General features: G+C 75.0%; 12 protein-coding genes. 5 read left to right on the top strand and 7 right to left on the bottom strand.

Annotated features, from left to right (window positions below):
* Positions 1-203 precede the first annotated feature (203 nt).
* The 6 genes from FHU37_RS20825 to FHU37_RS20800 all read right to left on the bottom strand — a co-directional run bounded on the left by FHU37_RS20825 (position 204) and on the right by FHU37_RS20800 (position 10,230).
* The gene (locus tag FHU37_RS20825; protein ID WP_179815644.1) at positions 204-2,342 is read right to left on the bottom strand and encodes a TerD family protein; all 2,139 of its coding nucleotides are present in this window, start codon (positions 2,340-2,342) and stop codon (positions 204-206) included.
* A 237-nt stretch (positions 2,343-2,579) separates the two neighbouring features.
* Positions 2,580-3,152 (bottom strand): TerD family protein, encoded by a 573-nt coding sequence (locus FHU37_RS20820; RefSeq protein ID WP_179815643.1) that lies wholly within the window; start codon positions 3,150-3,152, stop codon positions 2,580-2,582.
* Positions 3,153-3,411: 259 nt separating this feature from the next.
* Positions 3,412-5,520, bottom strand: a complete 2,109-nt coding sequence (gene uvrB / locus FHU37_RS20815; RefSeq protein WP_312892693.1) for an excinuclease ABC subunit UvrB — start codon at positions 5,518-5,520, stop codon at positions 3,412-3,414.
* A gap of 33 nt (positions 5,521-5,553) precedes the next feature.
* Positions 5,554-6,192, bottom strand: coding sequence for a dephospho-CoA kinase (gene coaE, locus FHU37_RS20810; protein WP_179815642.1), 639 nt, complete (start codon positions 6,190-6,192; stop codon positions 5,554-5,556).
* 9 nt (positions 6,193-6,201) lie between these two features.
* Positions 6,202-7,800: a substrate-binding domain-containing protein gene (locus tag FHU37_RS20805; protein WP_179815641.1), complete on the bottom strand. Its 1,599-nt coding sequence runs from the start codon at positions 7,798-7,800 to the stop codon at positions 6,202-6,204.
* 870 nt (positions 7,801-8,670) lie between these two features.
* Entirely contained in the window at positions 8,671-10,230 is a 1,560-nt protein-coding gene (locus FHU37_RS20800) for a flavin monoamine oxidase family protein (protein ID WP_179816439.1), read from the bottom strand.
* Between the two features lie 242 nt (positions 10,231-10,472).
* Between FHU37_RS20800 and FHU37_RS20795 the strand changes: the two genes are divergently transcribed.
* Complete coding sequence (locus FHU37_RS20795; protein WP_179815640.1) at positions 10,473-11,189, top strand: phosphatase PAP2 family protein; 717 nt, start codon at positions 10,473-10,475, stop codon at positions 11,187-11,189.
* Between the two features lie 399 nt (positions 11,190-11,588).
* On the opposite strand, the gene rpsA is transcribed toward FHU37_RS20795, so the two are convergent.
* Positions 11,589-13,106 carry a 30S ribosomal protein S1 gene (rpsA, locus tag FHU37_RS20790; protein ID WP_179815639.1) on the bottom strand — a complete coding sequence of 506 codons (1,518 nt, stop codon included), beginning with the start codon at positions 13,104-13,106 and terminating at the stop codon, positions 11,589-11,591.
* Positions 13,107-13,798: 692 nt separating this feature from the next.
* On the opposite strand from rpsA, the gene FHU37_RS20785 reads away from it, so the two are divergent.
* The 4 genes from FHU37_RS20785 (at position 13,799) to FHU37_RS20770 (ending at position 21,236) form a co-directional block, all read left to right on the top strand.
* Positions 13,799-14,590 carry a class I SAM-dependent methyltransferase gene (locus FHU37_RS20785; RefSeq protein WP_312892789.1) on the top strand — a complete coding sequence of 264 codons (792 nt, stop codon included), beginning with the start codon at positions 13,799-13,801 and terminating at the stop codon, positions 14,588-14,590.
* Between the two features lie 159 nt (positions 14,591-14,749).
* Positions 14,750-17,530, top strand: coding sequence for an ATP-dependent RNA helicase (locus FHU37_RS20780; RefSeq protein WP_179815637.1), 2,781 nt, complete (start codon positions 14,750-14,752; stop codon positions 17,528-17,530).
* A 576-nt stretch (positions 17,531-18,106) separates the two neighbouring features.
* The gene (locus FHU37_RS20775) at positions 18,107-19,480 is read left to right on the top strand and encodes an ATP-grasp domain-containing protein (RefSeq protein ID WP_179815636.1); all 1,374 of its coding nucleotides are present in this window, start codon (positions 18,107-18,109) and stop codon (positions 19,478-19,480) included.
* A 205-nt stretch (positions 19,481-19,685) separates the two neighbouring features.
* The gene (locus FHU37_RS20770; RefSeq protein WP_312892692.1) at positions 19,686-21,236 is read left to right on the top strand and encodes a pyridoxal-dependent decarboxylase; all 1,551 of its coding nucleotides are present in this window, start codon (positions 19,686-19,688) and stop codon (positions 21,234-21,236) included.
* The last annotated feature ends 24 nt before the right edge of the window (positions 21,237-21,260 follow it).

Below are 21,260 nucleotides of genomic sequence, written 5' to 3'. Positions count from 1 at the left end.
CTCACCGACAGGACCGGACACCCGAGCGACCACCGCTGGGTGGACCGCCGGGCATCGTGATGACGAGCCTGTCGCCGCAGGGAATACTCCCCTCCGATACCTCCGACAGTCTGCCCGAATCCCCAAGGAAAGGCAAAGGGACCACCAAAGCGGAGGAAGCGGAACCACCCCGGGGGGCGGTTCCGCTGGAGCCCCGGCCCGCCTCAGCGGCGCATCGCCGCCCCCACCGTGGAGAACACCTCGCCGACCGCGCGGCCGTCCGCCGGCACCTCGGGGGTGAACACCCACGGGTGCCCCACCCACGGGTCCATGAGGTACTCGTCCGGCTGCGGGCTGAGCCGCAGCACCGACCGCCACAGCGCGTCCAGGGCGTGCCCGTACTCGCGGCTGTCCGAGCGGTCGGCCACCAGCATCAGGTGCACGCCGATGGACGGGCCGTCCTCGGCCAGGTAGCGCAGCACGCCGACCGTGCGGTCGTCGAAGCCATGCGGGAAGTCGTGCACCACCAGCAGCCGGCGGGCCGGGTCGAAGTGCGGCGGCAGGGCGTCCAGCGCGCCGCCGCGCAGCGCCATGCCCATCAGGTCGGCGTGCTGCGTCAGGCCCTCCAGCAGGGCGGTGACCTCCGCCTCGGTGCGGGCCGGCGAACCGAGCAGGATGCCCTGCTCGACCAGCCCCTGCCACACCTGCGCCCGGGGCCCGGCCGGGTCCACCACGTGCAGCTTGAGCGCGCCGGCCGGGTGGGCGGCCAGCAGGCGGGCGAGCACCGCCCAGGACAGCCGGTCGGCGGCGGCCCGGGGATCCTCGCCGCCGCCCGTCCCGGCGCCGGGGCCGGCCGGGCCGACCCCCGGGGCGCCGGGGCCGACGGGGCCCTGCGCCAGCCAGGGCGGAACGTCCGCGCCGGCACCGGCCGCCGGCGCGTCCGTCAGCGGTTCGACGGGGCCGCCGGTGTCGATCCACAGGCCGCGTTCCAGCGGCAGCCGGGTGAGCATGGGCACCGGCAGGTCGGCGCGGTCGCGCAGCCGCACGTCGCCGAAGCGCACCGCCCGGGCCATCTCCTCCGGCGGCTGCCAGGCCAGCCAGGCGGGGCTGTCCCAGCGGGCCAGCGCGGGCGGGAGGGCGGCCTCCAGCTCGTCCAGCTCGCCGCGCAGGGCCACGGTGTCGCGGTCCAGGTCCGCCCTGGCCCGGTCCATCAGCTCGCCGTGCCGGGCCCGGGCCTCGGCCTCCGCCTGCCCGGCCTGCCCGGCGGCGCGGGCCCGCGGGTCGGCCAGGGCGGCCTCCAGCTCACGCTCCAGGCGGTTGTCGGCGAACTCCGCGGCCGAGCGGTAGGCGGCGCTGGAGCGGGCGGTGTCCTCGAAGACGCCCCAGACCTGGTTGTAGTAGCGCTCCTCGTCGGACCACCCGGTGGCACCCCGGGCCGCGCCGGCGGCGGGGCCGGAGGCGGAGGCGGGCGCGGGGGCGGGCTGGGGACCCGCGGGGCCGGTCGGGGCCGCGGCGGGCGCCGTGGCCGGCCGGGGCGGGACGCCCGGCGGCACGGGCGGCACCGGGGGCACCGCCCCGGCGCCGGGGCGGCCGGGGTGGGCGTAGGAGACGCCGGAGCCGGCCGGGTGCGGCGCGGCGGGGGCGGCGCTGCGGGCGTCCACGCCCACGCCGGTGGACGGCGCTCCGGCGGACGGGCCGCTCGCGGATGGGCCTCCGGCGGACGGGCCTCCGGCGGACGGGCCGCCCGCGGACGGGCCGCCAGGGGCCACCGCCGGCGGGACCGCGGCGCCGCCGGTGGCGGCCAGCGCGGCCTCCAGCTGGCCGAGGAGGGCGGCGACGGCCTGGGCCCTCGGGTCGCCCGCGGCCGAGGGCGCGGGCAGGCCGTGGTCGGCGAGCAGCGCGGCGGCCCCGCCGGCGTAGCCCTGCCCGATGGCCCGCACCTTCCAGGCCCCCTGGCGCAGGTAGACCTCCACGGCCACCAGGGCGGCGCCCGGATCCGGGTCCGCCATCGTGAAGACGGCCAGCTCCGTGCCCTGGGCGGCGTCGCTCACGGTCACCCGCGGGGCGCTGCCGGCGAACCCACCGCCGGCGGGGGCCAGCAGGGCGAGGTAGACGCGCTCGACCCCGGCCGGCAGCTCCCCGGCGTCCAGCAGCACGTCGGCCGGCTGCGGGCCGGCGGGCGCGACGGGCAGGCTCAGTCCGGGCGCCTGCGGGCGGGCGGAGTGCAGCACGGCGTCGGGGTGGCCGAGCCGGCCCTCGGCGTCGGTGGGCAGCGCCACGACGGCGGCCGGCCGCGCGGCCTCGACCCGGATCCGCCACGTGGTGCCGGGCAGTGCGGTGTTCTGTCCCTTGCTGAGCTGCATGGCCGTGCGGGCCCCCCTGGTCGGCGCGGTACGGGACGTGCCCTCGGGCACGAATGGTGGTGGGGATGCTAGTGGGGTGACGCGGGGTGGCGCGAACGTGGCGGCTCGCCCCGGTGGGGAAGCCGACCCCCGGTGGGGAAAGCGCGCGGGGCCCGCCGGCGGTCGCCGACGGGCCCCGTCACCGTGTGGCCGGCCCCGGGGTGACCGGGGCCCGAACCGGTGTCAGGAGCACCGGTGTCACAGGTGCGCGGCGACCGCCGGCATCAGGTCCTGGAAGGTGCGGCCGTGCGCCGGCTCGCCGATGGCGGCCATCTTCCACTCGTTGCCGTGCCGGTAGACCTTCGCCATGATCTGCGCGGTCTGCGGGCCGCCACCGGTCAGCGTGTAGCGGGCCAGCTCCTGGCCGGTGCTCTCGTCGACCAGGCGGCAGAAGGCGTTCTCGACCTCCTGGAAGGTCTGGCCGGTGAAGGAGTTCACCACGAAGAAGATCTGGTTGACGTGCGCCGGCACACGCGGCAGGTCCACCAGGATCGACTCGTCGTCACCGTCGCCGACACCGGTGCGGTTGTCACCGGTGTGCCGGATGGAGCCGTCGTTGCTGGTCAGGTGCTGGAAGAAGACCACGTCGACCGGCTGCTGGTCGGCGAAGAGCACCGCCGAGGCGTCCAGGTCGATCTCCTGCTCGCGACGGCCGAACAGCCCCCGGCGCTTCACCGCGTCCCAACCCAGGCCCATGCGGACCACATTGAGCGCCCCGCCGTCGCTCTTCGCCAGGCTGATGCGCTGACCCTTGGTCAAGTTCACGGACAAGGTCCGCTCCTCCTCATGTTCTGCGTCCGGCGTCCGGTCGGCCGAAGGCGGTTGGACACCCCGAGACCTTACGCACTCCGCGTCACGTCGCGCCAAATCGGGTGGGTTTTTGTGGCAGTCCTGCAACATGCCCGTGCGCCGGGGGTTACGGGCGTCATGAGGAGGACGAACGGCACGCCCGAAACGTCCCCGGGCGGGTGGCCCGGGGACGTGTTCCGCGCCACCGCGCGCGCGGATCCGTGGGCGGGGAACGCGGAGGTCAGGCCACCCCGGCGTCCTTCATCGAGCGCAGCTCCTTCTTCAGCTCGCCGACCTCGTCCCGCAGCCGGGCGGCGACCTCGAACTGCAGCTCGGCCGCCGCGGCGTGCATCTGCTCGGTGAGCTGGGTGATCAGGTCGGCGAGCTCCGCGGCGGGCAGCCCCTCGCCGCGGCCCTTGCCGGAACCGGCACGCGCCCCGCCGCCGCCCGGCCCGGGCACCGGCGCCTTGCCCCGGGAGCTGGCCCGGCCGGAGCCGAGGAGCTCGCCGGTGTCGGCGTCCTCCCGGGCGATGGCGTCCAGGATGTCGCCGATGCGCTTGCGCAGCGGCTGCGGGTCCACCCCGTGGGCCTCGTTGTAGGCGATCTGCTTGGCCCGCCGGCGGTTGGTCTCGTCGATCGCCTTGGCCATCGAGGGCGTGATCGTGTCGGCGTACATGTGCACCTGGCCGGAGACGTTCCGGGCCGCGCGGCCGATCGTCTGGATCAGCGAGGTGCCCGAGCGCAGGAAGCCCTCCTTGTCGGCGTCCAGGATCGCCACCAGGGAGACCTCCGGCAGGTCCAGGCCCTCCCGCAGCAGGTTGATGCCGACCAGGACGTCGTAGGCGCCGGCGCGCAGGTCCCGCAGCAGCTCCACCCGGCGGAGCGTGTCGATGTCGCTGTGCAGGTAGCGGACTCGGATGTCGAGTTCCAGCAGGTAGTCGGTGAGGTCCTCGGCCATCTTCTTGGTGAGCGTGGTGACCAGCACCCGTTCGTCCCGCTCGCAGCGCAGCCGGATCTCGTGGACCAGGTCGTCGATCTGGCCCTTGGTGGGCTTGACGATCACCTCCGGGTCCACCAGGCCGGTCGGCCGGATGATCTGCTCCACCACGCCGCTGGACCGGGACAGCTCGTACGGGCCGGGGGTGGCGGAGAGGTAGACCGTCTGCCCGATCCGCTCCAGGAACTCCTCCCACTTCAGCGGCCGGTTGTCCATGGCCGAGGGCAGCCGGAAGCCGTGCTCCACCAGGGTCCGCTTGCGGGAGGCGTCGCCCTCGTACATGGCGCCGATCTGCGGCACGGTGACGTGCGACTCGTCGATGACGAGGAGGAAGTCCTCCGGGAAGTAGTCCAGGAGCGTGTTGGGCGCCGTGCCGGGCTCCCGGCCGTCGATGTGCCGCGAGTAGTTCTCGATGCCCGCGCAGGTGCCGACCTGCCGCATCATCTCGATGTCGTAGGTGGTGCGCATGCGCAGCCGCTGCGCCTCCAGCAGCTTGCCCTGCCGCTCCATCGTGGCGAGGGTCTCCTCCAGCTCCGCCTCGATGCCGGCGATGGCCCGCTCCATGCGCTCCGGGCCGGCGACGTAGTGGGTGGCGGGGAAGACGTACATCTCGGTGTCCTCGGTGACCACCTCGCCGGTGAGCGGGTGCAGCGTGGACAGCGACTCGATCTCGTCGCCGAACATCTCGATCCGCACCGCGAGCTCCTCGTAGACCGGGAAGATCTCGATGGTGTCGCCCCGCACCCGGAAGGTGCCGCGGGTGAACGCCATGTCGTTGCGGGTGTACTGGATGTCCACGAAGCGGCGCAGCAGGAGGTCGCGGTCGATCTCCTCGCCGACGCGGAGCCGGACCATCCGGTCGACGTACTCCTGCGGGGTGCCCAGGCCGTAGATGCAGGAGACGGAGGCGACGACGACCACGTCGCGCCGGGTGAGCAGCGAGTTGGTGGCGGAGTGGCGCAGCCGCTCCACCTCCTCGTTGATCGAGGAGTCCTTCTCGATGTAGGTGTCCGTCTGCGGGACGTACGCCTCGGGCTGGTAGTAGTCGTAGTACGAGACGAAGTACTCGACGGCGTTGTTCGGCAGCAGCTCGCGGAACTCGTTCGCGAGCTGCGCGGCCAGGGTCTTGTTCGGGGCCATGACCAGCGTGGGTCGCTGGAGCCGCTCGATCATCCAGGCGGTCGTGGCGGACTTGCCGGTGCCGGTGGCTCCGAGCAGGACGACGTCCTTCTCGCCGCCGCCGATGCGGCGCTCGAGATCCTCGATGGCCCGCGGCTGGTCCCCGGAGGGCTGGTACGGGCTGACGACCTCGAAAGGCGCCACCCTGCGCTCGATGTCGGTGGTGGGTCGCACGCCTACCACCGTACGACCCGCCACCGACATCGGTCAGGCGACGCCGTTCGGACCGGCGTCCGCCGGGCGCTCCCCGGCGGACGCGCGCCGGCACAGCTCCCGCCAGACCTCGGCGACCTTCCCGGGCAGCTCCTCCAGCGGGCCGTCGTTGTCGATCACCAGGTCGGCGACCCGGCGGCGCTCCTGGCGGGTCGCCTGGGCGGCGATCCGGGCGCGGGCGTCGGCCTCGGCCATGCCGCGCAGCCGGACCAGCCGGTCGAGCTGGGTCTCGGGTGCCGCGTCCACCACCACCACGACGTCGAAGGAGGGGGCGAGGCCGCTCTCCACCAGCAGCGGGATGTCCTGCACGACGACGGCGTCGGCCGGGGCGGCGGCCTGGAGTTCGGCGGCCCGGGCGCGCACCCGGGGGTGGACGATGCCGTTCAGGCGGCGGCGCTGCTCCTCGTCGCCGAAGACGCGCGCGGCGAGCGCGGGCCGGTCCAGCGAGCCGTCCGGCCGCAGCACCCCGGGCCCGAAGGCGGTGACGATCTCGGCCAGGCCCTCGGTCCCGGGTTCGACGACCTCGCGGGCGAGGCGGTCGGCGTCGATGACCACGGCTCCGTGTTCGGCGAGCAGCGCCGAGACGGCGGACTTGCCGCTGCCGACACCGCCGGTGAGTCCTACGGACAGCATGCGAGGAGCCTATCCGCCGGCCGCGGCGCCCCGGACACCGCCGTCCGTCGCCACCGGGTCGAGGGGTTGGCAGCGCACCCGGTCGCGCAGCGCGTCGCAGGTGTGGTGGCCGTGCGCGCGGATGATGTCCTGGCCGGCGGAGTTGGTGAGGTAGCGCAGGAAGCTGGCGGTCAGCGAGTCCGCGGGCGGCTCTCCGTAGGTGTAGGCGAACTCGGTCGCCCAGAACGGGTAGACGCCCGCGTCCGCGTTCTCCAGCACGGCCTCGCGGTCGTCGATGCGCACCATCACCACGTCGTCGCGGTCCATCGCCTCCTCCACGCCGCTGTAGCCGATGGCCCCCGGGGTCTCGGCGACCGTCTCCAGCACGTGGGTGGTGCTCTCCCGGCGGCAGCGCAGGACACCGGGTGGCGCCCCGGGGGTCAGGGTGCGGCAGTCCTCGGAGTTCTCCGCTCCCTCCACGGCCTGGAGGACTTCGCGCTGGAAGGCGCGCCGTGTCCCCGAGCTGGACTCCCTGCCGACCAGCACCACCGGCAGGTCCGCCCCACCGACGTCCCGCCAGGTGGCGACCCTGCCCGCGAACAGGTCCCGGACGTCCTGCAGGCTCAGGTCGCGTACCTGTGTCTCCGGGGAGACGACGATGGTGAACAGGGAGAACGCCACCGGCCGTGACACCAGCCCGGGGAAGCCGTTGCCCTTGGGGCCGTCGGAGAAGGTCACCCACTCGGGTGGCGCCGCCCCCTCCTCGTCCGCCTCCACGCCGGCCTGTTCCAGGTCTCGCAGACCGATGTCGCTGCCCTCGAAGCGGGTGTCGAAGCGGGCCTGGTCGCCGCAGTCGGCCTGGTAGGCGGCGGCCGCGTCCATGACCACGGCCTGGAAGGCCGTCGACCCGGTGAGGACCAGGTTCCCCCGCGCGCAGTCGATCGGGGTGTCGTCGCGGTCGAGGGAGACCACGAACTGACCGAGGACGATCAGCACGAGGAAGCAGATCAGCCAGACCGCCTGACCGGAGACCCCGGTCCGACTGGCGGTCTCCTGGATGCCCCCGTTGCCCACCCCGCCCTTGATGCCGCCGACCACCTGCGGGGCGGGGAACTCGTCCGCACCGTCGCCGGGGCGGTCGCCGACCCGCTCCAGCGCCGCCAGCACCTTGTAGTGCGCGCCGCGGTTCAGTGGGGCCTTGGGCAGCTCGATGACGCCGTCCCGGACGCTCAGGCCGGAGTTGTCACCGAAGGAGGCGCGGAGGAAGTCCGCACTGGTCTCCGTCACCACCATTCCGACCACCCTCCGTTCCGGGAAGGTGACGCGGATTCCCACCTTGTCGTCGTCCAGCACGGCGTAGTCGCCGACGTCGATGGGCGTCGAGCCGTTGTTCTCGATGCGCAGCAGGACGAACGACGGATCCACCAGAGCCGCCCCGTCCGTGCGCTGCAGCCGCTGGAGGACGCCGGCGTGCGGGGAGTGCACCGCCTCGGTTGCGGTGGTGTCCATCTGGATCCGGTAGCCGAGCCGTTTGCGGCCGACGAGCACGAACTCGTAGAAGGCGACGAGGATCGGGACCGCTATGCCGAGAGAGGCGAGGGTGACCTCCAACCAGGGAAAACCGTTCACCGATCTCCTCCGCGAACTGCGCCAGACCACCGGACCGGACAGGGCTCGATGGTCGACCGTAGGCGGCATCGGTGCGGGCGGGCGGTGCTCTGCGGTGAGCGTTCCGCAAAGCTTCACCGCGCGTTCGTCGGGCGTGAGGACGGGCGTGAGGACGGCTGTCGCAGCGGGGGCGTGGGGCCGACGCGCCCTCCGGGCGCGCCCCATCCGGTCCGGATGGGGCGCCCGGGGCTGGCCGGAGGGGGCATGCCCGGTGCGGGCCGGAAGGGGCCGTCCGGGGCTGGCAGGAGGCACGCCCGGTCCGGTCCGGACCGGAAGGGGGCATGCCCGGTCCGGACCGCAGGGGGCGCGCCCGGTCCGGTCCGGAAGAGGCGTGCCCGGGCCCGAGCAGGCAATGCTCGGTCTGGACCGAACGGAGTGCGCTCTGTCCGGCCGGCGGCGGCTACCTCCCGAGCGCGGGGTTGTCCACAGCCGTCAGAAACCCTCTTGCGCCCATCACAGGCGGCGGGCTACCCCTGTTGACCGGGGGGGGTGCCGCGTCATCCACAGGGCGGCGCGGGGCCCTTGCGCCCCGCGCCGCCCCGGGGTAAAAGGCCCCACCACACCCCGAACCACCCGGCGAACACCTGAACCGGGCCTGTCCACAGCCTGCGGATACCCCCTTGCACGCGTCACCCGCATCGCGCTACCCCTGAAGACCAGGGGGGCGCCGCGTTGTCCACAGGGCCACCAAGCCCCCTTGCGCTCCGCGCCACCAGGAGGTGATCAGCCCGCCCGTGCCGGCTCGCCAGCGCCGGCCCGAACCGGTGCCGGCCCGAACCGGTGCCGGCCCGCCAGGGCCAAGGGCTCAGCCGGCCCGCCAGGGCCAGCGGCTCAGCCGGCCATCACCCGGCTGTGCAGGCGGGTGACCACCTGCCGCGCCGAGCTGAAGCTGCCGTGCTGCCAGGCGACGGCGTGGCTGAGCCAGTCCCCGGTGAAGTAGACCCGGCCGGTCGGCTCGGTCAGCTGCGTGAGGTCCTCGATGGTCTGCCCGCCGGTCGGGTAGTTCCAGGCGCTCTCCAGGTAGGGGGTGCGCCGCCAGGCGATGGAGAAGGAGTGCGCCAGCTCCGTCCGGTACTTCTCGCCGTGGATCTTCACGCCCTGCGCGACGGCCCGCTTCTCCCTGTCCGCCGGGCTCAGCGCGGTGTAGGCGTCCGCGTTGGCCCCGGTGTTGTAGTAGCCGACGATCAGGCCGCGCCGGGAGTGGAACCCGTTGGACGGGTACCAGATGTGCGCCAGGTCCATGTCCGTCTCGGTGATGCCGCCGTAGATGTCGTGGTCGGTCTCCCACCACCGGCTGCGGTACTCCAGGCCGATCTTCCCGGCGGAGGAGGGACGCAGCGCGTTCAGGGCGGTGTTCACCTCGCCGCCGAGGTTGTGCGGGATGCGCGCCATGATGTGGGGCGGCAGGGCGCTGACGCAGTAGTCGGCGGTGATCGAGCGGGTCCGGCCGCCGGCGTCCCGGTACTCCACGACGACGTCGGTGGCGCGGTCGGTGACCCGGGTGACGGCGCACCCCAGCTGGATCCGTCGGCCACCGATCGCCCTGGCCAGGGCGCGCGGGATGGCGTCCATGCCGCCGACCGGCTGGAACATCAGCATGGCCTGGTCGTAGCCGAACTCGAAGGAGAAGTAGCGGCCGACGCCGGAGGCAAGGACGGTGGAGAGGTCCGGCACCGGGCCGAGCGGGGTACCGGGTTCCCCGACGCCGCCGGGATCGGCCGCCAGGCCGCGCCGCTGCCCGCCGGTGTAGCGCCAGCTGGCGGCGGGGTCGCCGGCCACCCGCCCGCCGATGTCGCCGAAGTCCCGGAGGAACTCCAGCAGCCGTTCCTTGTCGTCGGCGGTGAGGCGGGCGTCCAGGGCGCCCTGGTCGGCCGCCTTGGCCAGCAGTTCGCTGACGTAGCCGTAGACGTCGGCCTTGGCGGTGCGGTAGCGCATCGGGGCGCCGGGGCGCATGCCGGCCTTCTCGTTGTAGATGTAGGCGCTCGCGTTGGTGTTGCTGAACACCTCCAGCTCCACGCCGAGTTCGCGGCAGTAGTCCATGGTGTTCATCCACTGCGCGATGCGGCCGGGGCCGGCGTTGAAGTACACGCCGTCGGAGAACCGCGCGGTCTGCACGTTGCCGTCCAGGTCTTCCTGGCGGGTGCCGCCGCGGACGGTGAAGTTGCGGCCGCCGGCGACGTCACGGGCCTCCAGGACGGTACATCGGTAGCCCGCCTTGCCCAGCTCGTAGGCGGTGGCCAGGCCGGCGACGCCTCCGCCGAGGATGACCACGGAGGCGGCGGAACGGCCGGTGAGGGAGAAGTCGGAGGCGGACGGCGCCCGGAAGGGGGCTTCGGTGCCGGCGGCGTGCGCCGTGGGGGCGAGGCCGAGGGCGCCCATGGTGGCGAACATGGCGCCGGCGCCTCCGCTGAGGCCGACGGCTCGCAGGAAGCCCCTGCGGCTGCTGCCGGGTGCGTCGAGCGGGGTGTGGGTCGTGGGTTGCGACATCGAGCTCCGCCTTCTGCCGGGATCGGTTTCGGACGGTGTGATCATCAGCTCGGATGTTTGCGTGTGGAATGCATCGACATTGCCGGACGGTTTCCGCTCAGATGTTCGCCTACGGACTCCGCCGGACGACCTGCGATGATTTCAGAATGAGCCTCGCGAGCCCGACCCCCCGCGCCCGATACGCCTGGAGCGCCACGCTCATCCTGCTGTTCGCCCTGGTCACTGCCCTGGTCCTGCCGGAAGACGGCCCGCTGCGGGTGCTCGACTGGCAGGTGCACGAGTGGGTGGAGGAGCAGCGGATTCCGGAACGGGCCGGCTGGCTGGTGGCCGTCGCCCGGCTCGGTCAGCGCTGGCTGGTGGCCTCGCTGGTGGGTGTGGTGCTCGCGGTGACCGTGTGGCGGCAGCGCAGCCTGCGCCCGGTCTGGCTGGCCGCCTCGGGGTTCGTGCCGCTGTGGCTGGTGGTCGGCGCGATCAAGGCGGTCACCGACCGCACCGCCCCGGCCGCCGGAGTCGACCTCTTCTTCTCCACCGGCGGCTCCTACCCCTCCGGGCACACCGCCGGCGCCCTGGTGGGGTGGTCCCTGCTGGCCCTGCTGCTGGCCGGCCCGCCCGCCCTGCGCCCCGACGCCCGCCGCTACGCCGCGCTGCGCGCGGTGGCCGGCGGGGCGACCGTGGCGGTGGGCGTGGCCATGGTGCTGATGGACTTCCACTGGCTGAGCGACTGCCTGGCCGCCTGGGCGCTGGCCCTGCTGGTGGCGCAGATCCCCCGCACGCTGGCCGACCGCTGGTACGGCCGGCCGGCGGTCGAGGCGCCGGCGGCGGCTCCGGCACGCGAGGCCGTGAGCGCCCCCGCCCGGGTGTGACCCCCACCGGGGCCACCCCGTGCACCGGGGGCACCCCCGGTGCACGGGGTGGCCCCGGCCCGGCCCCGCCTACGCCCGCGCGCCCGAACCCACGCCCCCACGCCCCCACGCCCCCACGCCCGCGCGGGCGATCCCGCCCCACGCACGACAGACCCGCCCCTGGAACTGTCCCCGGGGGAATCCGCCCCCGGGGACCCGTCCACCGACTCGCGCCCCCGCCTCCCCCGAGCCCGGCCGACACGGCGGCGGCCCCACCCGGCCGGGGCGCGGCACCCCGGACCCACTACGACCCTCGGAGCACGACAACGAGGAGGGCCCCACCCGATCACTCGGGTGGGGCCCTCCTCGTGTGCCTTGAGTCAGCTACCGGAGCCCGACCGGTCAGCTAGCCGCTCGGCGTCAGCTCTGGCCGCCGGCCAGCTTCTCGCGGAGCGCGGCCAGGGCCTCGTCCGAGGCCAGGGCGCCGCCACCGCTGGTCTCCTCGTTGCCCGAGGAGTAGGAGCTGGGGGCACCCGCGCCACCACCGGCCGACGGCGCCGGAGCGCCACCGGTCGCGGCCTGAGCGGCGGCCTCGGCCTCGGCCTCACGGGCCTTGACCACCTGGGCCTGGTGGGCCTCGAAGCGGGCCTGCGCCTCGGCGTACTGGCGCTCCCACTCCTCACGCTGCTTCTCGTAGCCGGGCAGCCAGTCGTTCGCCTCGGGGTCGAAGCCCTCCGGGTAGATGTAGTTGCCCTGATCGTCGTACGAGGCGGCCATGCCGTACAGCGTCGGGTCGAACTCGACCGCCGTCGGGTCGGCGCCGAAGGCCTCGTTGGCCTGCTTCAGCGACAGGCTGATCCGGCGGCGCTCGAGGTCGATGTCGATGACCTTGACGAAGATCTCGTCGCCGACCTGGACGACCTGCTCCGGGATCTCCACGTGGCGCTCGGCCAGCTCGGAGATGTGGACCAGGCCCTCGATGCCCTCGTCCACGCGGACGAACGCACCGAACGGAACCAGCTTGGTGACCTTGCCGGGGACGACCTGGCCGATCTGGTGCGTCCGGGCGAACTGCTGCCACGGGTCTTCCTGGGTCGCCTTCAGCGACAGGGAGACGCGCTCGCGGTCCATGTCCACGTCGAGGACCTCGACGGTGACCTCCTGGCCGACCTCGACGACCTCGGACGGGTGGTCGATGTGCTTCCAGGACAGCTCGGACACGTGGACCAGACCGTCGACGCCGCCGAGGTCCACGAAGGCGCCGAAGTTGACGATCGAGGAGACGACGCCGGAGCGCACCTGGCCCTTCTGCAGGGTGGTGAGGAAGGTCTGGCGGACCTCGCTCTGGGTCTGCTCCAGCCAGGCACGGCGGGACAGGACCACGTTGTTGCGGTTCTTGTCCAGCTCGATGATCTTGGCCTCGAGCTCCTTGCCGACGTACGGCTGGAGGTCGCGGACGCGGCGCATCTCGACCAGGGAAGCGGGGAGGAAGCCACGCAGGCCGATATCGAGGATCAGGCCGCCCTTGACGACCTCGATGACGGTACCGGTGACGATGCCGTCCTCTTCCTTGATCTTCTCGATCGTGCCCCAGGCGCGCTCGTACTGAGCCCGCTTCTTGGACAGGATCAGGCGACCCTCCTTGTCCTCCTTCTGGAGGACGAGGGCCTCGATCTCGTCACCGACGGCGACGACCTCGTTGGGGTCGACGTCGTGCTTGATGGAGAGCTCGCGGGACGGAATCACGCCCTCGGTCTTGTAACCGATGTCGAGCAGGACCTCGTCCCGGTCGACCTTCACGATGACGCCATCGACGATGTCGCCGTCGTTGAAGTACTTGATCGTCTCGTCGATCGCGGCGAGGAAGGCTTCCTCGGAACCGATGTCGTTGACCGCCACCTGCGGGGTGGTGCGAGGGGCCTCGGTGCTGCTCGTCATGTGGGAAAGGGCTCCGGTACGGACAGATAGTCGTAGGTACTGCTGCGCCGGAGGGCCCGAATCGCCCTGCCGAAACCGAACAGCCGACCATCATGTGCCTGCAGCCGGGGGGCGTACACATGCAACCGAGGGGTCACGACAGATGCGAGCGCGACCTGCTCCGTCCGAGGCGCGCAGGCCCGCAGCGCAACTTGTAGCATACGGGGGCAGCCAGCAACGGTCAACGCGTTTCGGGAGGACGTCCCCCAGAAAGGGAGACCCCCGGGGCATCCGCCACCCGTGTGGGTGACCGCGCCCGGAGCCGTCCTTCCGACAACGCCCCAACCGGCACCGAGGACGTTCCCGTAGCACCCGACCCGGACGTGCGGCCGCTGTCCGCGGCGGCCCTGTCCGGAGGGGGCAGATACAAGATTACATAAGGACCCGCCCGCGCGTCGCCCCCCTCCCGCGGCGTGCCGCAGAGGTCGGCCGCCGCCGGTGGGCGCGGGCGCCCCGGCCGGGGGCACCGGCGGCCAACCTACTGGCTGGGACGGACGGTGGGTAGCCGTCGTACCCGGCTCGGCCCACGGCCGCCCTACAGTGGCGGCGTGACCCTCCCCGACTCCCCCACCGGGCTCCCCCCGTTCCCCGCCGGCCAGCCCGCCCCGGACGCCTCCGTCCCGCCGTTCGCCTTCGACGACGACTCCGAGGCGGTGCACCGCCCCGCCGGCACCGGCGAGACCGCGCGCGCCAACCGCCGGTGGTGGGACCGGCACGCCGACGGCTACCAGGCCGAGCACGGCGAGTTCCTCGGCGACGACCGCTTCACCTGGTGTCCGGAGGGCCTCGACGAGGCGGACGCCCGGCTGCTCGGCGAGGTGCGGGGGCGCGCCGTGCTGGAGATCGGCGCGGGCGCCGCCCAGTGCTCCCGCTGGCTCGCCGCCGCCGGGGCGCGACCGGTCGCCCTGGACCTGTCCGCCCGCCAGCTCCAGCACGCCCGCCGGATCGACACCGCCCCGGGCCGGGAGGACGTCACCCCGGTGCCGCTGGTCCAGGCGGACGCGCTGCGCCTGCCCTTCCTCGACGGCTCGTTCGACCTGGCCTGCTCCGCCTACGGCGCCCTGCCCTTCATCGCCGACACGGCCGCGGTCCACCGCGAGGTGCACCGGGTGCTCCGCCCGGGCGGCCGCTGGGTCTTCTCCGTCACCCATCCGATGCGCTGGGCCTTTCCGGACGAGCCGGGGCCGGAGGGGCTGACCGTCACCCACTCCTACTTCGACCGCACCCCGTACGTGGAGCAGGACGAGCGGGGCCAGGCCGTCTACGTGGAGCACCACCGCACGCTCGGCGACCGGGTGCGCGAGCTGACGGCCGCCGGATTCCGGCTGGTGGACCTGGTGGAGCCGGAGTGGCCGGCGGACCTGCGGCGCGAGTGGGGCGGCTGGAGCCCGCTGCGTGGCCGCCTCATGCCGGGCACCGCCGTCTTCGTCACCGAACGCGACTGAACGCCGCCGACCGCGAGCCGCCCGGGCGAGGGACGCGCCGGCGCGGCGCGCGGAGCGCCACCGGGCGCGACCGGGTGAGCCGCCCGTGCGCGCGACCGCGCCCGGCGGGGACGCCGCCCGGGAGGCGTGGCGTGACGGCGGCACTCCACACTGGTGCCCATGGCCCTCCCGGACGCCCCCGCCAGCCCCGACCGCGCCACGCGAGCCCCGCACGGCGCCGGCGACCCGTTCGCCCCGTTCGACCTGCCGATCCGCGAGCGACTGCCCGCGCTGCTGCGTGCCCTGGAGACGACCGGCTCCGCCGTGCTCGCGGCCCCGCCCGGCACCGGCAAGACGACGCTGGCCCCGCTGGCCCTGGCCGGCCTCGTCCCCGGACTGGCCCCCAGCGGCGGCGGGCGGCAGCTCGGCGGGCAGCACCGGGCCGCCGCGCCCGGCCCGGTGCTGGTCGCCGAGCCGCGCCGGATGGCGGCCCGGGCCGCCGCGCGGCGGATGGCCTGGATGCTGGGCGAACCGGTGGGCCGGCGGGTCGGCTTCGCCGTGCGCGGGGAGCGCCGGGCCGGTCCGGAGACCGTCGTGGAGGTGGTCACCACCGGCGTCCTGCTGCAGCGCCTGCAGCACGACCCCGAGCTCGGCGGCGGGGGCGGCGGGCCGGTGGCGACCGTCCTGCTCGACGAGTGCCACGAGCGCCACCTGGACGCCGACACCACGCTGGCCTTCCTGCTGGACGTGCGGGCCGCGCTCCGGCCGGACCTGCGCCTGGTCGCCGCCTCGGCGACCGCCGACACCGACGTGTGGGCCCGGCTGCTCACCCCCGAGGGCGAGGAGGGCCCCGCCCCGGTGGTGCGGGCCGAATCGATCCTGCACCCGGTCGAGGCGGTCTGGGCCCCGCCGGAGCGGCCGCTGCCGCCGCCCCGGGGAACCCGGGTCGACCCGGCCTTCCTCGACCACGTGGCCGCGACCGTGCGCCGGGCGCTGGCCGAGCGCGACGGGGACGTGCTGTGCTTCCTGCCCGGCGTCGGGGAACTCGCCCGGGTGCGGGCCGCGCTGGAGGGCGGTACCCCGGGCGTTCGGGTGCTCACCGTGCACGGTGGGGCGGCGCCGGAGGTCCAGGACGAGGTGCTCCGCCCAGGTGACGGGCGGCGGGTGGTGCTGGCCACCGCGGTGGCGGAGTCCTCGCTGACCGTGCCGGGGGTGCGGGTGGTCGTGGACTCCGGGTTGGCCCGCGAGCCGCGCACCGACCACGCGCGCGGCCTCGGCTCGCTCACCACCCGGCGGGCGTCCCTGGCGTCCGTCGACCAGCGGGCCGGACGGGCCGGCCGGGAGGGACCGGGGACGGTGTACCGGTGCTGGTCGCCGGCGGACCACGACCGGCTGCCCGCGCGCCCCACCCCGGAGATCGCCACCGCGGACCTCACCGGTTTCGCCCTGCAGGTGGCCTGCTGGGGCGACCCCGACGCAACCGGGCTGACCCTGCCGGACCCGCCGCCGGCGATGGCGATGGCCGTCGCCCGGGAGGTGCTGGCCTCGATCGCCGCCGTGGACCGGGAGGGACGGGTCACCCCGCGCGGGCGCCGGCTGGCCCGACTGGGCGTCCACCCCCGGCTGGCCCGGGCCCTGCTGGACGGCGCGGACCGGGTGGGCGCGCGGCGGGCCGCCGAGGTGGTGGCGCTGCTGTCCGAACCACTCCCCCGCGACGCCGGGGAGGACCTGGCGGAGGTGTGGCGACGGCTGCGCGCCGGGCGGGGCGGTCGTTCGGGGGACGGCGGCGCGGCGGCGCGCTGGCGGGAGGAGGCCGAGCGGCTGCGGCGCGCACTGCGAACGGTGCAGGCGGACCCGGCCGGCGGCGGCGACGCTGACGACGCCGGCGGGGTCGGCGGCGAGCCCGGCAGGCGCACCACGCCGGCCGCCGCCCCCGCGGACGCGCTGCCGGCCGACACGCTGCCCGACGACGCCGCGGCCGGGTTGGTGGCGGCGCTCGCCTTCCCGGAACGGCTGGCCCGCCGCCGGGAGGGGCGGGGCGGCCACCTGATGGTCTCCGGCACGGCCGCGGAGGTGGCCGCCGGGTCGCGGGCGGCGCAGGCACCGTGGCTGGCGATCGCCGTCGCCGACCGGCCGCAGCACGCCGCCGCCGCGCGGGTCCGGCTGGCCGTGGAGATCGACGCCGCGACCGCCAGGGAGGCCGCCGGCCATCTGCTGCGCACGGACGACGAGGTCGCGTGGGTGGTCCCGGACGGGCAGCGCCGCGGAGACGTGGTCGCCCGGCGGGTCGAGCGGTTGGGGGCGGTGGAGCTGTCCTCCCGGCCGCTGCGCGCCCCCGACCCGGCGCTGCTGCGCGCCGCCGTGCTGGACGGGCTGCGCCGGGAGGGCCCGGCGCTGCTGCCCTGGCCGGCCGCCGCGGTGGCACTGCGGCAGCGGCTGGCGTTCCTGCACCGGGAACTCGGCGCGCCCTGGCCGGACGTCTCCGACGACGCGCTGGTGGCCGACGCCGAGCTGTGGCTGGGGCCGGAGCTGGCCGGCGCGCGGCGGCGGGCCGACCTGGAGCGGGTGGACACGGTGGAGGCGCTGCGGCGGCTGCTGCCCTGGGCGGACGGCAGCGCGACCCGGCTGGACGAGCTGGCTCCGGAGCGGGTGGCCGTGCCGAGCGGCAGCCGGGTGCGGGTGGACTACACGGACGAGCGGCCGGTGCTGGCCGTCAAGCTGCAGGAGCTGTTCGGCTGGCGGCGGGCGCCGGCCCTGGCCGGTGGGCGGGTGCCGCTGGTGGTGCACCTGCTCTCTCCGGCGGGGCGCCCGGTGGCGGTGACCGGGGACCTGGAGTCGTTCTGGGCGGACGGCTACCGCCAGGTGCGGGCGGAGCTGCGTGGCCGGTACCCGCGCCACCCCTGGCCGGAGGACCCGACCACCGCCGAACCGACCCGCCGGACGAACCCGCGCCGGGCGTGACGGCCCGGCGGGCGTGACGGCCCGGCGGGCGGCGGGCATGACGGCCAAGCGGGCAGCAGGCAGCAGGCAGCAGGCAGCAGGCAGCAGGCACATCCGTTCGATCGCTCATCCGAACCTTCGAGTTATCCACAGGCGGTAAGAGGGGGCCTGCGGAGCGCCACCCCCGGATGGGATCCTGAAGAAGGGGGCCCAAAAGCCCCCCAAGGGGGGGTTGGAGGCATGGGCGCGTCACGCGTCGCCGATGGGTGGCCCGGCGAACCGCCCTGGCATGCGGTGCTCAGTGTTCCAACGTTCGCAGCTGGGCGTCGGTAACTCCGTGTTCGGCGCTCGACGTTCAGCCCTCGCCGTTCGGCCCATTCGGCCCATTCGCCCCGCGCCGTTCGGCCCGTTCCGTCCTCACCGTTCGGCCCTCGCCGTTCGGCCCTCGCCGTTCGGCCCGTTCGGCGCTCGGCCCTCGGCGCTCGGCGATCGGCGCTCGGCGATCGGCGCTCGGGGGCCTCAGCGTGACCTTCGCCCCGGCCTCGCAGTTAGCCCTCCGTCGGCGGTCCTCGGGGGCCCGTCGGGCGGGAGGAGCGGATGGTGGGCGAACCGCTGTCGGCGCGCCTGGAGGGCGTGGCGCACGACGAGGGAGCCAAGCTGCTGCGCGGGCTGGTGGACGAGATCCACTGGCTGGACCGGTCCCCGTTCCTCTCCGCCTCGGCCACCGACCCCGCACTTCCACCGATCGTGCACGCCCTGACGACGGAGCAGCTCGGCGCGACGGCGACCCGACACGTCCGCGCGCGGCCACGGCCGCGCCCGGACGGCCGGCGCCGGGTGGGCGTCGCCTTCGCTCCCGAACACGGCACGGCGGCGCGTGCCTGGGCGACAGCCCGCCGTCTGCCCCTGCTCGCCGCCGACCCGGCGGTGACCGCCCGGGCAGCGGACAAGATCGACGCGCTGGCAATCTTCCGGGCATCGGGCGTGCCGACCCCGGAGTACCTCCTCGTTCCCGCGCACGGGCGGGCCGGTGCGGCGGCCTACTGGCCCCCGCGCTGGGCGGCGGCCGTGGTGCAACTTCGGGAGAACAACCTCACCGGCCGCGGCACACGCCTGGCCCGGGACCCGGGCGAGCTCCAGGACCTCCTGGACCGCTGGCCGGGCGCGGAGCTGCGGGTCGGGGAGTACGTCGACGGCCTGCCGCTCACGGTCAGCGCCTGCGTCATCGGCGACCGGGTCGTGGTCTCCGCCGTCTCCCGGCAGCTGGTCGGCGTCCCCGGGTTGACGGAGGACTGGGGGGCGCACTGCGGGAACCAGCTGCTGGGCGCGGCGGACCTGCCCGGCGCGGCGTACCAGGGGGTCCGGGAGAGCGCACGGCGCGTCGGTGAGGAGCTGCGGGATCGCGGCTACCGAGGCGTGTTCGGCCTTGACCTGCTGTTGGCGGCGGACGAGCGCGTGCTGGCGGTGGAGATCAACCCGCGCTTCCAGACGGTGGTCTCGCTGGTCCAGCGGGCGGAGCGGGAGGCCGGCCTGCTGCCCACCCTCGGCCTGCACGTGCTGGCCTGCCTGCTGCCGTCCGTGCCGGTGCGGACGGTGACCGTCGCCCTCGGGCCGCTGAGTCAGCTGGTGACGCACGCCGCGCGGGCGGAGACGGCCGTCGCCCTGCCGCGGCCCGGACGCTACCGGCTGACGGACGGCGGCCCGCTGACCGGTCCCGCGCCCGTGGGGGCCGGCCTGGCCGACCTGGCGCCCGGCGAGGCCCTGGTGTGGGCGCAGAGCCCTCCGGGCGGGCCGGTGCGGCCCGGGGACGAGTTGCTGCTGGTCCAGCTCGCCGAGCAGGTCGCCCCGGAAGGCCCCGGCGGCGCCCGGGGCCTGCTGCCCCGGGCGCGCGCCTGGCTGGCCGCGCTGTCCGCCGCTCCGCCGGGAGCCCCAGGGGACCTCCCGAGCCCCGCCCGGTCCCCGTCCCGCTGAGCCCGAGGCCCAGCGGGCCTCCTGCGGCCCCCGCCCAGCGCCCCGCAGCCGAGCAAGCTGCGCGTCCACCGAGCGCGGTGCTGGAGGAAACCCGGCCGCCGACCAGCCCGGTCCCGGCCCGGGGCCCGCTCCGGCCCGCCCCGCCCCCCGCCAGCCCGATCCCGTGCAGTCACGTCCAAGCGACCCGTCGAAGAAAGAAGCCCAGGTGAACGACACGCCGTCGAATCATGCGCTGCCGCCGCTGTCCCTGTCCGAGGCGGACATGCTGCGGGCGGGGCAGCGCACCATCGAACGGGTGGTCGCGCGGCTCTCCCGGCCGGACGCCGGGCCGGTGCGCGGCCTGCACCGCACCCGCGACGAGCTGGACAAGGAGTGGCGGGAGCCCCCGCCGGAGCACGGCGAGGACCTGACGGCGCTCGTCGACCGGCTGGCCGAGTCCGCCCTCGCCGTCGGGATGCGTTCGGACCACCCGCGCTGCTTCGCGTTCGTCCCCACCGCCGGTACCTATCCCGCCGTGCTCGCCGACGCCCTGGCCGCGGCGTTCCTGGCGGTCCCGAGCGCCTGGCTGGTCGGCGCCGGGCCGACGCAACTGGAGCTGGTGACCATCTCCTGGTTGTGCGAGCTGCTGGGGCTGCCGCCGGGCAGCGGCGGGTTGTTCGTCTCCGGTGGCACCGAGGCCAACCTGACCGCCCTGGCAGTCGCCCGCGACACCCGGCTGGGCGGCGACCTGCGCGGCGCCCGGGCGTACTGCTCCGACCAGGCCCACCCCTCGGTCGCCAAGGCGCTGCACATCCTGGGGTTCGGCCGTGACCAGCTGGTGGCCGTGCCGGCCGACGCGTCGCTGCGCCTGCCGGTGGACGTCCTCGCGGCACGGATCCGGCAGGACCGGGCGGGCGGCCTGCGGCCGTTCCTCGTCATCGCCACCGCCGGCACCACCGGCACCGGCGCCGTCGACCCACTGCCCGAGCTGGCCGAGCTGTGCCGCGCGGAGGGCCTGTGGCTGCACACCGACGGCGCCATCGGCGCGACCGCCCGGATCACCGAGCGGGGGCGGACGCTGCTGGCCGGGCTGGAGGCGTCGGACTCCGTCACCGTGGATCCGCACAAGTGGCTGTTCCAGCCGTACGACATCGGCTGCGTGCTGCTGCGCGAACCGGAGCTCCTGCGCGGAACCTTCGCGATGGCGCGGCACAGTGTCGACGTCGACGCCGGTTACCTCTCCGCCTCGCAGACGCCCGCGCCCCCCGCCAGTGCCGCCGGCGCCGATGCCGGCACCGGCACCGGCGCCGCCCCGACCGGTCCGGTCAACCTCTCCGACTACGGCGTCCAGCTGACCCGCGGGCTGCGGGCGCTCAAGCTGTGGCTGTCGCTGAAGACCTTCGGCGTGCGGGCGTTCCGGGACGCCGTGGCCGACGGCATGCGCCGGGCCGAGTACGCGGCGGGCCGTGCCGCCGCCCATCCGGAACTGGAGCTCACCTCCCCGGCCGGACTGTGCATCCTCACCTTCCGCTACCGGCCCGCCGGGCTGCCTCGCGGTCCGGAGCTGGACGAGCTCCAGGCCCGGGTCAGCCAGGCCGTCGTGGCGGGCGGTCAGGCGATGGTCGTGCCCACCCGGGTGCGCGGCGAGCAGGTGCTGCGGATGTGCACGATCAACCCGCGTGGCACCGAGGCCGACATCGACGCGGCGTTCGACCAGGTCGTGGCGGCGGGACGGGAGCTCGCCGCCCGGGGCCGCCCGGCCGGCGCCGACCACTGAGGACGAAACGGGCCGATGCCCGTC

It is taken from the genome of Allostreptomyces psammosilenae (genome assembly GCF_013407765.1).
Lineage (GTDB): Bacteria > Actinomycetota > Actinomycetes > Streptomycetales > Streptomycetaceae > Allostreptomyces > Allostreptomyces psammosilenae.
Note: the sequence above shows the minus strand (reverse complement) of the source record. Positions and strands in the feature narration are given on the sequence as shown.